This window comes from Paenibacillus aceti (assembly GCF_003614185.1).
Lineage (GTDB): Bacteria > Bacillota > Bacilli > Paenibacillales > Paenibacillaceae > Fontibacillus > Fontibacillus aceti.
Window position 1 is genome coordinate 5,399,223 of record NZ_KZ987724.1, and the last position, 13,332, is coordinate 5,412,554.

Here is a 13,332-nt window from a genome sequence, read left to right on the forward strand (position 1 = left end):
AGTTGCAGAAATACATTTATTCCGGGAAAGTCCTCTTGAAATCAGGCAATAGCTGCGCATATGCAACTATTGCCTGATTTAAGCTTCGATCGAAGGAGAATTACTCTGAATAGTTGTATAACTGCAGCTATATCGCCTGTTTAGGGCATAATGGGGACATATAGTTGTATATGTGCACTTATATCTCGAAACTCAAAAGAACCGTTAGGGTGAGCCTCCCCTCCTGACGGTTCTTTCTGTCTCTTTAAGAGATTCATTATATGTCTATCATACAGAATGGAAGGATGTCCTTATTGGACTTTGACTACAAGAGCGTTGCTGATCTTGCGCCCCGGCGTAGTCAAATATTTGCCATTATAGTACAGTCCGCTGGACGCACCGCCGTCCAGATTCATCGCCTGGTAGGCTCCGGCTTGCTTCATGATCTCTGCGAGCTGTGGAATCGTAGCTCCGCCGGTAGTAAGCAGGATCAGCTTGTGGTCCCGGGTGATGCCCAGTGCGCTGCGGGCACCGCCACCCGTCAGAATCTTCGGGTCCTTGAAGCCCTCCTCGGCTACATTGAGGGAGACCTTGCCGTTCACGACGAGACGTGGTCCTGCCTGCAGCCCGCCCTGGATGCCCCCTGCGGCGAATCGGGCCGGGAAGTCCGCACCGGGGATTAAATCAGCCAGCAGATTGTTGTCGAAGGTAAATACTGTGCGCCGGTCGCCAGAGCTTTTGTGAGCCATGCTTCCCCCGCTGATGATGTAGCCATAAGGCCCTTTGTAATCTCCGGTCGTATAAGCGTCGAAGAAGGTCCCATTAATCGCCACACTTGCTTTGCTGCGCTTGGCGATACTGCTAAGATCCTCCACTTTGCCCGCTTGATCTCCGGCGAGTACAACGTCGAGCGTAACCTTAGGATGCAGGAGCGATACAGTGATCATTTGCGTGCTATAGCTTTTACCACCCACCTTGAACGTTTTGCGTTCGCTGATGATGGGCTTGTCCATTTTGTCATATACAGCTTTCGTTATGTAAGGAAGTGACACCGTACTGACCTGCTCTTCGGAAGCCTGTTCCGAAGCGCTATTATGTAGGATGACGGAAGAAGTATCCTTTGACCACTTGAGCGATAACGAAAAAGAGTCCTTGATGACTTGAAGCGGAACGAAGGTTACGCCCTTCTCGGTGAACGGAGCATCGGTCAGCTTGATCGCTTCGCTGTTCCGAGTCGCCTGCAGCTTGCCCAAGTGCATCGTCAGCTTCGTCTCGTCACGGATGATATCGATCCGCTTCTCGCCAGGTGTCCATACGGTTTTCAATCCGTCCAGACCGTTCAGAGTGCGTAGCGGGATGAAGGCATGATTGCTCTTGTGATCCATAAGTACGAAGTTTTTGGCCGGCGGGGCGGCATAGCTGGCTGGAATCAGGCTGACGAATAGCAGCACCGCGAGCAGAATTGCTTTTTTCATAAAAATAAAGTCTCCTTATGTGGGTATTTAGTATCCCGTATATTATACATGATGAACTAGTGTTCCGGGACTAACCTTTAGGCCTAAAGTCGCTGGTTCAGCCTGGCAGGAATACCCTGATTCGCTGACAACGCTCAACAGCGCTATTGGTTGCCCAATAGCGCTGCAATATCGCTTTAAAATTGGAAGGAGCTACATAGTTCTTCGTTCTTCGCTAGGTATGGATATACATTTTATCGTAATACTCCTCGATCATCCGTCTCGTGGCGAAGGACTCGCGGGTCGTCTCTATGCTCCGGTGCATCATCTCGACCCACTTCGCCCGATTCTCGTAATAGACGGGCAGCACGCGCTGCAGCAGCGTGTTATACAGGGCTTCGCTGTCGTGGCGGTCCAGGGCTTCAATATCGCTCGTCTCGAAGCCGTCGCCGATCTGCCATCCATTCTCGCCGTCGATGCAGGCCTCCGGCCACCAGCCGTCGAGGATGGAGCAGTTGAGGACGCCGTTCATCGCCGCCTTCATCCCGGATGTTCCGCTCGCTTCCAGCGGCCGCCGCGGATTGTTAAGCCAAATGTCTGAGCCGCGGGTTAACTGCGCCCCGATTGTCATATCGTAATTTTCCAGGAAGACAACGCTCTTCGGATACTTCTTCATCATCGCTACGAGATTGCTGACAATTCTCTTGCCGGTGTCATCGAGCGGATGGGCCTTGCCGGAGAAGACGATCTGGATCTTGCCGGATTCCAGATAAGGCGCGATCAGCTCTGGCTTGGAGAAGATCAGATCGCTCCGCTTATAAGGGGCGGCCCGGCGCGAGAAGCCGATCAATAAATGATCCGCACTCAGGCTTATGCCAGATCGCTCCTCGATGAAGCGGATCAGCTCGCGCTTGAGCTCCATATGCGCGGCCCATAGATCGCCATTGCTCTCGTAAGCCTCGGTAATCCTGGGATCGACCCATGTCGGCTTATGAATGGCGTTCGTAATGCTGATGATCTCCGATCTGCCGGATACATCCTGCCACATTTTGTTGGCCGTGATCCCGTGCAGCTTGGCGACACCGTTGGAAATGCGGGACAGTCTTAGCCCGGCGACCGTCATATTGAATGGATTACCGCCGATCTGCTCCATCTGCTCGCGGGTCAAACTGTTGAAGGCAGACATGTATTCGAGCCGATCCAGCGGATGGGCTTCATTGCCCTCGCGAATCGGTGTATGGGTCGTGAATACGACCTCGTCCCGGGTGGCCTGCCAGGCTTCTTCGAAGGAACGGCCGCTGCTCATTTTCTCACGGATCAGTTCAATGGCTGCTAACGCCGCGTGTCCCTCATTGAAGTGATACACATCGACCGGAATTTGCAGTGCCCGCAGCGCTCTTACGCCTCCGATGCCGAGCACAATTTCCTGAGCGATCCGCTCCTCGCCGAACCAGCCGTAGAGCTGGCCGGTAATCCAGCTGTCGCTATTCTGCGGGATATCGGTATCCAGCAAATATAGCGGGTTGTTGCCGAAATGCTCTGTTTTCCAGACCTTGCAGTGGACCTCGGTATTACGGATCGTTACGCTGACCTGAACCCCCGTATCCTCCAGAAAATCATAGCTGTAATTATGGTAAGTATCATAAGGCTTGCCATCGGCACCGATGCATTGATCGGTATATCCTTGCTTCCACTTGATGCCGATGCCTATAATCGGCGCAGCGATATCTCTGGCGCCCTTGATATAATCGCCAGCGAGAATACCGAGACCTCCTGCATATATTTTGAAACTCGATTCTAGTCCGAACTCCATGCTGAAATAAGCTACAGTTGGCAGGTGCTGCTGAGTCATAGCCAATCGCCTCCTTATATCCATGATATGAGGCCGACATCCGGGCGTTACCAGAGGATATCATCCTGCGATATACTTCTCCCCTCCATATTCTGACGATCTTCATCGGCAATAGCCTGAATTTCCTCGGCCCCGATCGTAATGACAGGGTAATTCTCCACGGCCTGCTTCTTCAGCGCTCGCTGCTTGATATACTTCGGGCTTGCCTCTCCCATTTCTTCATCATAGACGAGCAGAATTCCATCCGTCTTGCGGAGCAGCAGCTCGTCTCTGGCTGTGAATTGCCAAGGGCCGCTATAGGGCTCTTTACTGGTGGAGGTGCAGAAGTCAAGCTTGGAGATCAGCTCATGATAATAGGCTTTCTTCTCCTCTTTCCATTGCTGCTCAGGATTGCTGAAGGCGGTGATGATCGCGCATTTAAGCTCGGGGTATTGCCTTCTTAGCTCGATCGCTGCCTCGCAAGCCCAGAGGTCTACGCCGTATTGTCCTGGTGTAATTACCCACTCCAGCCCTTCATCCAGCAGGGGGATCAATCGCGAAATGATCGCCTGACGGATATACGGGATTCCTTCATGTTTACTGTTATATATTCCAAGTTCATGTGCGCGGTAACCTGTAACTAGAAGATTTTTCACAATACTGACTTCCTTTCCGGTGCGATACAGATCACTCCCCATTATAAATGTCTTGATGCGTGAAGGCGATTATACGGGGGCTTTGGCCAGATTCCAAATGTTAACTTGGGTATATTTAGGAACAAAGACCCGTTTATTTTCCGGGAAAATTTAGTTAACATAGGATTTATGTTTTATTAAAGAGGGGAGAAAACCAAATGAAGAAGAAGTGGGTATTAGTATTATTGGGGGCAGCTCTGGCGATGGCGCTTGCAGGTTGCGGCCAGGACAAGAAGGCGGAGGGCAATTCCGCAAATTCAGGAAAAGGGACGAATTCGGCTGCGGCTGAGGCAAGCAGTGATCAAGCGGTACCAACTACAGATGAACTGTTCCAAAAGATGACCGAGGTGACCAAGGATCTGAAGAGTCTGGCGATGACGGCTGACTCCAAGCAAAAGGTAACGATCAAAGCAGGCGAACAGACTCAAGAGCAAAATATAGATATTCAAACTACGGCTGAACTGATTCAGGAGCCGCTGGCTATGGTTCAGGAATTGAAGATGTCCATGGGCGACCAAGGTTCTCAGGAAGTTAAGCAATACATTACCGAAGACGGAATTTACATGAATACAGGCGGAACCTGGGTGAAGGTAACGGATGAGACGATGATCAACAGTGTCAAGGATGCTGCGAAACAGTCGGCTGATCCAGCCAAGCAAATCGAGCAGTTCAAGTCGATCGCCAGCGATATGAAGGTAAGTGAAGAAGGCAGCGACTACTTGCTGACTGCCAATCTATCCGGCGACAACATGAAGGAGCTTGCCAAGTCATTGATGAGCCAAAGCGGCGGTGATACCGCAGCAACAGCGGCAGTGCTTGATCAAATGAATATCGATAATTTCAAAATCCTGTATTATGTTAACAAAGAGTCCTACTTGCCGTCCAAGACAACGGTTGAAATGACGATGGATATGGAAGCGGAAGGACAGAGTGTATCGATGGAGATGAAGATGGATTCCACTTTCTCCAAGTACAATGAGATCGAAGCGATTGAAGTTCCGCAAGAAGCGTTGGATAACGCGGTTGAGCAGTAAAATAAGATGATATCTGACGCATCATTCGTTCGGTATAGTCCGTTCTGAATGGTGCGTTTTACTTTGGAGCCATCGATATTCAGCAAGTCTTGCCCCTATCGTGTATAATAGATTAATAAAGCGGAGCCTGACTGACCTGTGTTGGGATGTTTGAGCTGCGCATAAGTATTGGATGAGGTGTATACATGTTAGACAACAAAGCCCTAGAAGCAACGAACATACAGCACGCAATCATTGGCGATGCAATGAGCAGTCTGCCAGATATTCTGCATAATCTGACCAAGACAAGGCTTGCTGCATTAGCGTCGGTGTATAAGGTGCCTGGCCGTTCCAAAATGAAAAAGGGCGAGCTTGCCGACAAATTGCTGGAATGTATTACAGATAAGGAGGTACTGAAATCCACGCTGCTGATGGCGAGAGCAGAGGAATGGAAACTGTTCAAATCGTTTGTAGAAGAAGCTGTAGTGCAGGACAATTATGTTCCTTATGGCTATTATGCCTATTGGCTGGACCATGGCCTGGTGATCAGTTACTTCTCAGATAGCAAGCTGTATTTGCTAGTGCCAGATGAAGTCAAGTCTGTTTATGCTGAATTGGAAGCAAGCTCGTTCCGTTCCGTTCTTGATAGATATCAGCTTGTCTTCCGCTATATCTCGGCGGCGGCTAATTTTTACGGAGCGATCAAGCCGGATAAGCTGGTTGAAATATTCAATGAGCAGAATGAGGAAGAGATTACCGTTCAAGAGCTTACTTCATTTTACGAGCAGTTCAGCGGTAGAGATCAATTATTCCGGATGTACAGAGGATATTTGATCGTCGAGGATCTGGTGTATTCAGATGATGCTGCGGAATTCAAGCGGCTGCTGAAGAGCATGAAGGGCAAGAGCTACTATGTGCCTGAGAAGGACGAATTGTTAAAATATTCGAACGGTCTTTATTATGAAATGACCCCTCAGCTCACGGCATTGCGAAGCTACATTATTAAGGAATTATGCCAGGATGCCGATATCGTGGATGATTTGATTGATGTAATTCAGTTGGATTGCTCGCTGGAATCTCCAATTCAGGAAATCATGCATGAATTTAAAATAAGGAAGATTGAATTCGATAGTCTGGAGCAGGTGCAGATGGTCACCTATCTCGTGACCGAAGCTTATAATCATACACGTCTGGCTTCCAACGGCGGATACACGCCACTAGAGAGACGGGCGATATCGAAGGAACTGGAGTCAGGATATAGACCAGCAGTGCCTCCATTCCGGGCTCAGGTCAAGAATCAGGTCATTTCGAAGAAAATCGGCCGCAATGATCCTTGTCCGTGCGGAAGCGGGTTGAAGTACAAGAAGTGCTGCGGAAAATAAAAAGAAGACAAACCTGAGGCCGGGGTGCCTCAGGTTTGTTGCTTGCGCTTATTGTGTTAGTGATGGACGGCCATTAGAGTGAATACAGTGTAAAATACAGCGTAGAATATCCCCAGACCAATAATCAGTCCGAAGACATTGCTCTTGGTTTTGCTGCTTCCTGGTTCCCACATCATCATAATCAGCTCCTTTGTCGCTGTCGATGTAATTGTGAACGATTTGTGTCTTAAGTTAATTATTGAACATTTTGTGTCTAAATTCAAACATTTTTTTGAACTTTTTATAAAATATTTTTCTCTTTTGTCTGGAACGTATGTACATTCAGTCTGAATTTGGTTGAATAAGATCATTGGAGATCGTTGAATCACAGTTCTGAATATTCTGCGGTATGCGCTATTCTGTGTTATATTGTGAAATATATAGCATTCTTACTGAAGCATTGCGTGTTCAATCATTCTATGGAAGAAGGGTAAAATGATTATGGGAGAATTCGCAGGGAAGAAATTGAAGTGGGGTATTATGGGGACAGGCCGGGTTGCTGACCAGTTCACGAAGGATCTGGTTCATGTCACTAATGGTGAAGGGTTCGCTGTGGGATCGCGGACGCAAGATAAGGCGGATCAATTCGCCAAGGAGCATGGGCTGCCTCGCGCCTATGGCAGCTATGAACAGTTATTGCAGGACCCGGAAGTCGACGTCATCTACGTGGCGACGCCGCATCCACAGCATCATGACAATGTGATGGCTGCTCTGAAAGCAGGTAAAGCCGTATTATGCGAGAAGCCCTTCATGGTGAATAGCGCCGAGCTGGAGGAGATGATCAAGCTGGCTGGCAAGCGCGGCTTGTTCCTCATGGAAGCAATGTGGACCCGTTTCCTGCCAGCGATTGTGAAGACGAGAGAGTGGATTAAGGAAGGGCGAATCGGTGAGATCAGGCTGGTGAAGGCGGAGTTCGGCTTCTGCACCGACCAGAATCCGGAGGGCAGATTGATGAATCCACAGCTTGGCGGGGGCGCCTTGCTGGATGCCGGTGTCTATCCGCTCTCCTTCGCTTCCATGGTCTTTGGAACCCATCCGGTGAGAATACATAGCGTGGTGAACTTCGGGAAGACCGGTGTGGACGAGCAATTCTCTGTTCTGCTGGATTACGGGGTTGGCAGAAGCGCCTCGCTGCATGGAGCAATCCGGCTCAATCTGACCAATGATGCGTATGTCTATGGAACCGAGGGGATGATCCATGTCCCTTCTTTTGTAAATGCGCGGACAGCTACGCTGCAAGTGGATGGTGCGGAGGATGAAGTATTTCAGGATGATCGTATCTCGACGGGCTACGCTTTTGAAGCGGAAGAGGTAGGCAAATGCCTGCTTCGGGGCGATAAGGAGAGCTCGCATATATCGCTAGGAGAGTCACTGACGATTATGGGCTTGCTCGATCAAATAAGGGATCAATGGAAGCTGAAGTATCCTTTTGAGTAAGAGAGGATTCGTATAGAAAGTAAGAATGGCCGCTTATTCGCTTCATCGGTGCAGATGATTGCGGATAAGCGGCCTATTTTTTTGCGTTGCTATTCCCGAGACACATTGATCAACTCTTCGACGAAGCTCTTCATATTGTTGTTAGATTCATTCAATTGCTCAAGTACATTCATGAAGTCGGTGACCAGTACAGCCTGCTCCTGGGAGGAGTGGGCAATCTGCTCGAAATCTCTCTCCAATTGCTGGATAGATTCCTGGACATTGCGCAATGTTACCGCGATGTTCGCGCTGGCATCCTTGGTGCTGACAGACAACTTCCTCACCTCTTTGGCCACGACGCCAAATCCAGCCCCAGCCTCGCCAACCCGCGCCGCTTCAATAGCGGCATTCAATCCGAGCAGGTTCGTCTGGTCCGAGATCTCCTGAATGAAGCCGACCGTTTCGTTAATCTGCGAGGATTTCTCTACGGCATGACGGGTGTTCGTCATAATATGCTCGCTCGTCGCCGTAAGCTCCTCGGCATGCGCGGCCACCGTCTGCACCATATCTACCAGCTGCTGGGTGATCCCGTTGATGACCTGCATGCCCTCCTCCAGCCGCTGCTGATTTTCATAGGATTCGGCAGTAGCGATAGCGCCGATAATCATTCCTTGTTCATCGCGGACCGGGAAGGCTGTAGCTATGATAGGAAAGCCGTAGACATTTTTCGGAATATGGGTAATCGAGTTCTCACCGCTTAGAGCTTTGCGCAGGTTCTCATCATCCTTCGGGATCGGGGTACCTGGTGTGATGCCAAAATCCAGTTTTTGTGCAGGTGTATAGAATAGAAATTTCTCCAAATCTGTAATGCCGATCATGATGTCTTCCTTGACCAGCCGCTTCATATAGGGTACCGCTGCGATAAGGATGTCTAATTGATTCATATATTTACCTGCCTATCTTTCATAAATTTGAAGTAATTATACTTCTATCGACATAGTTAGACAATGATAGCGTAGGCCTATTTATGGAAGGAGAAGTTAAAGTGCGATAATTAATCAGTATATGCAGCGATTCTAAATTTAAGGATGCGATCATACGCTAAATATATACGATATGATGAACATGGCGGTACCATATTTTGAGTGTTGATTCTTAAGTGAAAAATCATTCTTTGTTGGAGACGGCTTGGTCAGCGGCTTTCGCTTCATGAACCTTCTCATCCAGGCGTTTGAGTTCCCGGGAGAGAAGCTGCAGTACATTGTCCATGCTATTCAGCTTGTCATTCACATTCTGCAACACATATTTGATAAGAATGAAACACAGAGTGACGGGGAATCCAACATTAGCGACAAGGGATACAATATCGGCAACCTGCATGTTCACGCCCTCCTCTCATTGAAGTTTCCTTTCATAGAGCGAGTCATGAATCATCTTCATCTTCTGAGCTTCGATATGATCGCCCTCACTATATAGAGAAAAAATATGGCAATAATACAACCAATAATTTCAAAAAATGTTATAATGATTAACATCCAACATGTTAATGGTTGTAAAACTACCCTCAAAGTTACCCTAATTGGTAGAAGATGAAAGTGGAAGGGGGAGGTAGTCTTGAAAGAACAAAAAACCGCTTATGAGCAATATCGCAAAGAAGTGTACAGGATCGCTTGGAGGGTGCAATATCGGGCAAAAGTTGTGAAAAGACGGGAATGTTCATTCAATGGATACGAGCCGGCCATAACCAGTTTTGCTACATCTTCTGATAATAAAATCGTAGTACAGCAGCTGATCAATGATCTTCCCTCCCATAAGGGAAAGGAGATTATTTTCAAGCTCTTTATGCAGGACAAGACGGAAGGAGAAGTAGCCCGTGAGTTAAATATGACTCAGCAAGGGGTGAACAAATGGAAGCGCAAAATGCTCCAAGAGATGTCCCGGATGATGAGTTCCTGAGATTACTGCAGCTTGCGAAGCAGAATGATGATGAAGCCATTTTGAAGCTGATTGATTTGTTCAAAGGGGATATTTTGCGGGTAAGTAAGTACATTTACACTTCGGAGGAAGACGCCGTTTCTGATATTATTCTAGAGTTACTGGAAATGATCAAAGAGAAGAAGGAATAATGGAGGGGCTGTCCAGAAAGTCAGTGAAAGCTGGCCGCTGGACGCCCCGTTTTTGATGAATGTTAGAAAGTCCCTTCTCTTTGTAAGGGGGCAATCCTCAATGACAATTAGCTCCTGCGTTAAAATCGCTGGTACTGTGGAGGTATCGGCAATTTTTACTGAAAATAAAGATATTTTTTATCGTAAAAAGGAAAATGTTGCTGGTTTGTAGAATATATTCATTTATGTGCGCCTGATGGATTAAAGTTGGCAAGCACATATCAAGAGAGGGAGGAAATAGTGAATGGAGAAAGGCAAGGTATTCATGCCGACGGTTGCTGCATTGCTTGCGGCGATTGCTGGCGCAGTAGTATGGGCTCTGATCATCGTATTCGCGAAGTATGAGCTCGGGATTTTAGCATGGGGGATCGGGTTGCTGACCGCTTTTGCTGTCAGTTTCTTCTCACCGAGAATTACTCCGGTACAGCAGATCATTGCGGTTATTGCTAGTCTGATAGGTATTGTGCTGGGAAAATTTTTTGGGATATCCTACATATTGAATGACGGAATGAGCGGGATGTTCAGCGGCGAATCTATTACATTCTTCACGGAGAATATTATAGAGATGTCAGCCCCGATGGATATTCTATTCATCGTATTGGCTGTTCTGACTGCATGGCAATTGCCAGCCAGATGGGCCAAGAAAAAAGCGGCGGAAAATGCTGCGGATCAGAACGGAAATCCTGCCACACCAGCCGAATAATCTAATCAACATCATCTTTGAGAGTACATAATAGTGACAGCGTCCCTGCATTCTTAGGCGAATGTGGGGGCGCTGTTTTTTATCTTCGCTACATATCCTATGTTATAATATAGAACAAATGTTCCGTAGAAGTGCGTGTTCAGAGCAAATCTCTATTAGGAATCGGCGGGTGAAAAGATGAAGGATCAAGTGAAGATCGCGGTAAGGCCTCTGGTCGAGTATGTGTTCCGCAGCGGGGATTTGGACAGCGGGTTCAGGATGGGAACGGCCCTAACGGAGGGGACGAAGGCGCATCAGCAGGTCCAGCGAAGCTACGGCGAGGCGGATCAGAAGGAAGTATATCTGGCAGCGGAGATTCCCTATGGGGATCTGCTGTTTATTATAGAGGGACGCTGTGACGGGCTGCTGGTTCTGGAGGATGGCTCGGTGATGATTGATGAGATCAAATCGAGTTCTGGAGATATTCCGGCGGCGATGGATGAGACTTATCCGGTTCATTGGGCGCAGGCTAAGTGCTACGCCTACATGTATGCGAGAGAGCATGGGATTGGGCGGATGAAGATTCAACTGACTTATGTGCAGGTGATGACGGGCGAGCAGCGGCGGTTCCAGCAGGAGGTGGGGCTTGCCGAGCTGGAGGCATTTGTGAATGGGGTGGTTACGCAGTATGCGCCTTATGCGCAGATGCTTCGCGACCACCGGGTGGCGCGGGACAGGAGTATTGGTGAGCTGGATTTTCCGTTTGCATCCTTCCGGGACGGGCAGCGCAAATTGGCGGGCGCGGTTTATAAGGTGATCGGCGAGGGGGTGCACTTATTCGCCAAGGCTCCGACGGGGATCGGCAAGACGATCTCGACGATTTTTCCGGCGGTGAAGGCGATGGGAGAGGGGCAGCTGGAGCAGTTCTTCTATTTGACGGCCAAGACGATTACCCGCACGTCGGCGGAGGATACATTCTCTCTGCTGCGAGCCAAGGGCCTGCATCTGCATGTGGTTACGATCACGGCTAAGGAGAAGATTTGTTTTCAGGATCAGGTGAGCTGTCGTAAAGAGGATTGCCCGTTCGCGGACGGGTACTATGACCGGATTAACGGAGCTGTATTGGATATATTGGCGAATGAGACGCTGATCGGGCGGAGGCAGATTGAAGAGTATGCGCGCAAGCACCAGGTCTGTCCCTTTGAATTTTCACTGGATCTCGCTTACGCGGCAGATGTGGTGATTTGCGATTATAACTATATTTTCGATCCCAGAGTATCTCTGAAAAGACTGCTCGCAGAGTCCAAGAGCCGCACCGCGCTGTTGATTGATGAGGCACATAACCTGGTGGACCGGGCCCGCGAGATGTATTCGGCCTCTCTGAATAAAGGGGATTTTCTTGGTCTGCAACGGGAGTATAAAGGGCTGAATGCGGAGGTGCATCAGGCAGCCAAGGCGGTGAATGGCTTCTTCATTCAATTGCGTAAAGATGCGGTTAGCTTAGGTAGGAAAGAGCAAGTGTCCCAGCAGGTGCCCGCGGAGTTGATTGAGTTGGTGGAGCAGTTTGTGCTTGTGGCGGAGCAGGAGCTGAGTTCGCGTCAGGGGGCGGCAGCTATGGGGAGTAAGGGACAGGGAGCTCCAGCGCAGTTCAATGGACGGTTGGAGCAGTCCGTTCTGGTGGCGGAGCAGGGGCAGGCGCAGTTGCTGTTACAGACGTATTTTGCGGCACAGAGCTTCGTTAGAGTCAGCAAGCTGTATGATGAGCGATTTGTGACCTATGCGGAGGTTTCCTCGAAGGAAGTAACTATCAAGCTGTTCTGCCTTGATCCTTCCCACTTGCTGCGAGAGATGGGCAAGGGATTTCGCGCACATATCTACTTCTCGGCGACGTTAACCCCGATGTCCTATTATCGGGATATGCTGGGGGCGAGGGAGCAGGATTATACGTTGTCGTTACCGTCCCCCTTCCATCGTGAGCAGCTTGAAGTGCAGATCGAGCCACTATCGACGCGCTATCATGACCGGGAAGGAACGAAGCTGAAGGTAGCGGAGCTGCTGAGCCAAATGCTGGCCGGGCGTCCGGGCAATTATCTGTTCTTCTTTCCCTCCTATGCTTATATGAATCTCGTCCATGAAGCGTTTATCGCGGCTGAGGCGGCGGATCAAGTCGGGACACGGGTGCTATTGCAGCGGGGGGATATGACGGAGGCGGAACGAGAGGACTTCCTGGCGGCGTTCGATGCTGACAATGGAGGGACACTGGCTGGCTTCGCGGTTATGGGCGGCATTTTCTCCGAGGGGATCGATCTGGTCGGTGACCGCCTGACGGGCGTAGCGATCATTGGAGTAGGCCTGCCGCAGCTCGGCCTGGAGCGGAATATCATCCGCGATTACTTCATTGCACAAGGGAAGAACGGATTCGACTATGCCTATGTCTATCCCGGCATGAACAAGGTACTGCAGGCCGGAGGCCGCCTCATCCGCACCGAGACCGACCAGGGCCGACTGCTGCTGATCGACGACCGCTACCTGCAGCCCCACTATGCAGGGCTGTTGCCGGAGGAGTGGAGGTAGGAAGGGCGGGAGTAGATGGGTGGTGTGGAAAGTAGTCGTATATCCCGAAAAGTAGCTTCATGCAAAGTTGAAAACTGCTAATCTGGCATTCTCAAGAGTGGA

The 13,332-nt window shown here is 49.4% G+C and carries 13 protein-coding genes; 7 read left to right on the forward strand and 6 right to left on the reverse strand.

Annotation, left to right across the window (positions count from 1 at the left end; genetic code table 11):
• Positions 1-290: 290 nt before the first annotated feature.
• The 3 genes from BFJ94_RS24195 to BFJ94_RS24205 form a co-directional block, all read right to left on the reverse strand.
• Entirely contained in the window at positions 291-1,454 is a 1,164-nt protein-coding gene (locus BFJ94_RS24195) for a phosphodiester glycosidase family protein (RefSeq protein ID WP_120464898.1), read from the reverse strand.
• 214 nt (positions 1,455-1,668) lie between these two features.
• Entirely contained in the window at positions 1,669-3,285 is a 1,617-nt protein-coding gene (gene glgP, locus BFJ94_RS24200) for an alpha-glucan family phosphorylase (RefSeq protein ID WP_120464899.1), read from the reverse strand.
• Positions 3,286-3,332: 47 nt separating this feature from the next.
• Positions 3,333-3,920: an SLOG family protein gene (locus tag BFJ94_RS24205; protein WP_120464900.1), complete on the reverse strand. Its 588-nt coding sequence runs from the start codon at positions 3,918-3,920 to the stop codon at positions 3,333-3,335.
• 197 nt (positions 3,921-4,117) lie between these two features.
• Between BFJ94_RS24205 and BFJ94_RS24210 the strand changes: the two genes are divergently transcribed.
• Both BFJ94_RS24210 and BFJ94_RS24215 read left to right on the forward strand, forming a co-directional pair.
• Positions 4,118-4,993 (forward strand): DUF6612 family protein, encoded by an 876-nt coding sequence (locus tag BFJ94_RS24210; protein ID WP_120464901.1) that lies wholly within the window; start codon positions 4,118-4,120, stop codon positions 4,991-4,993.
• A 185-nt stretch (positions 4,994-5,178) separates the two neighbouring features.
• Positions 5,179-6,354: a YecA family protein gene (locus BFJ94_RS24215; protein WP_120464902.1), complete on the forward strand. Its 1,176-nt coding sequence runs from the start codon at positions 5,179-5,181 to the stop codon at positions 6,352-6,354.
• Between the two features lie 56 nt (positions 6,355-6,410).
• Here BFJ94_RS24215 and BFJ94_RS26105 read toward each other — a convergent pair whose 3' ends face one another.
• The gene (locus BFJ94_RS26105) at positions 6,411-6,533 is read right to left on the reverse strand and encodes a hypothetical protein (protein ID WP_268238175.1); all 123 of its coding nucleotides are present in this window, start codon (positions 6,531-6,533) and stop codon (positions 6,411-6,413) included.
• A 301-nt stretch (positions 6,534-6,834) separates the two neighbouring features.
• Here BFJ94_RS26105 and BFJ94_RS24220 point away from each other — a divergent pair, with 301 nt between their 5' ends.
• A complete protein-coding gene (locus tag BFJ94_RS24220) occupies positions 6,835-7,830 on the forward strand; it encodes a Gfo/Idh/MocA family protein (protein WP_120465399.1) in 996 nt (331 codons plus the stop codon).
• Positions 7,831-7,919: 89 nt separating this feature from the next.
• On the opposite strand, the gene BFJ94_RS26110 is transcribed toward BFJ94_RS24220, so the two are convergent.
• Both BFJ94_RS26110 and BFJ94_RS24230 read right to left on the reverse strand, forming a co-directional pair.
• Positions 7,920-8,753 (reverse strand): methyl-accepting chemotaxis protein, encoded by an 834-nt coding sequence (locus BFJ94_RS26110; RefSeq protein WP_120464903.1) that lies wholly within the window; start codon positions 8,751-8,753, stop codon positions 7,920-7,922.
• 223 nt (positions 8,754-8,976) lie between these two features.
• On the reverse strand, positions 8,977-9,189 hold the full coding sequence (locus BFJ94_RS24230) for a hypothetical protein (protein ID WP_120464904.1): 213 nt from the start codon (positions 9,187-9,189) through the stop codon (positions 8,977-8,979).
• 234 nt (positions 9,190-9,423) lie between these two features.
• Between BFJ94_RS24230 and BFJ94_RS24235 the strand changes: the two genes are divergently transcribed.
• The 4 genes from BFJ94_RS24235 (at position 9,424) to BFJ94_RS24250 (ending at position 13,230) form a co-directional block, all read left to right on the forward strand.
• On the forward strand, positions 9,424-9,765 hold the full coding sequence (locus tag BFJ94_RS24235) for a sigma-70 family RNA polymerase sigma factor (RefSeq protein ID WP_120464905.1): 342 nt from the start codon (positions 9,424-9,426) through the stop codon (positions 9,763-9,765).
• On the forward strand, positions 9,717-9,935 hold the full coding sequence (locus BFJ94_RS24240; protein WP_120464906.1) for a helix-turn-helix domain-containing protein: 219 nt from the start codon (positions 9,717-9,719) through the stop codon (positions 9,933-9,935). The genes BFJ94_RS24235 and BFJ94_RS24240 overlap by 49 nt, the downstream gene beginning before the upstream one ends.
• Before the next feature lie 283 nt (positions 9,936-10,218).
• The gene (locus BFJ94_RS24245) at positions 10,219-10,677 is read left to right on the forward strand and encodes a hypothetical protein (RefSeq protein WP_120464907.1); all 459 of its coding nucleotides are present in this window, start codon (positions 10,219-10,221) and stop codon (positions 10,675-10,677) included.
• 177 nt (positions 10,678-10,854) lie between these two features.
• Complete coding sequence (locus BFJ94_RS24250) at positions 10,855-13,230, forward strand: ATP-dependent DNA helicase (RefSeq protein ID WP_120464908.1); 2,376 nt, start codon at positions 10,855-10,857, stop codon at positions 13,228-13,230.
• Positions 13,231-13,332 lie beyond the last annotated feature (102 nt).

What these genes read in the sequence shown, in the direction of transcription:
- BFJ94_RS24250 (WP_120464908.1), top strand. Translation starts at nt 10,855, where the DNA reads ATGAAGGATCAAGTGAAGATCGCGGTAAGGCCTCTGGTCGAGTATGTG.
- BFJ94_RS24245 (WP_120464907.1), top strand. Translation starts at nt 10,219, where the DNA reads ATGGAGAAAGGCAAGGTATTCATGCCGACGGTTGCTGCATTGCTTGCG.
- BFJ94_RS24220 (WP_120465399.1), top strand. Translation starts at nt 6,835, where the DNA reads ATGGGAGAATTCGCAGGGAAGAAATTGAAGTGGGGTATTATGGGGACA.
- BFJ94_RS24195 (WP_120464898.1), bottom strand. Translation starts at nt 1,454, where the DNA reads ATGAAAAAAGCAATTCTGCTCGCGGTGCTGCTATTCGTCAGCCTGATT.
- BFJ94_RS24230 (WP_120464904.1), bottom strand. Translation starts at nt 9,189, where the DNA reads ATGCAGGTTGCCGATATTGTATCCCTTGTCGCTAATGTTGGATTCCCC.
- BFJ94_RS26110 (WP_120464903.1), bottom strand. Translation starts at nt 8,753, where the DNA reads ATGAATCAATTAGACATCCTTATCGCAGCGGTACCCTATATGAAGCGG.
- BFJ94_RS24240 (WP_120464906.1), top strand. Translation starts at nt 9,717, where the DNA reads ATGGAAGCGCAAAATGCTCCAAGAGATGTCCCGGATGATGAGTTCCTG.
- glgP (WP_120464899.1), bottom strand. Translation starts at nt 3,285, where the DNA reads ATGACTCAGCAGCACCTGCCAACTGTAGCTTATTTCAGCATGGAGTTC.
- BFJ94_RS24210 (WP_120464901.1), top strand. Translation starts at nt 4,118, where the DNA reads ATGAAGAAGAAGTGGGTATTAGTATTATTGGGGGCAGCTCTGGCGATG.
- BFJ94_RS26105 (WP_268238175.1), bottom strand. Translation starts at nt 6,533, where the DNA reads ATGATGATGTGGGAACCAGGAAGCAGCAAAACCAAGAGCAATGTCTTC.
- BFJ94_RS24215 (WP_120464902.1), top strand. Translation starts at nt 5,179, where the DNA reads ATGTTAGACAACAAAGCCCTAGAAGCAACGAACATACAGCACGCAATC.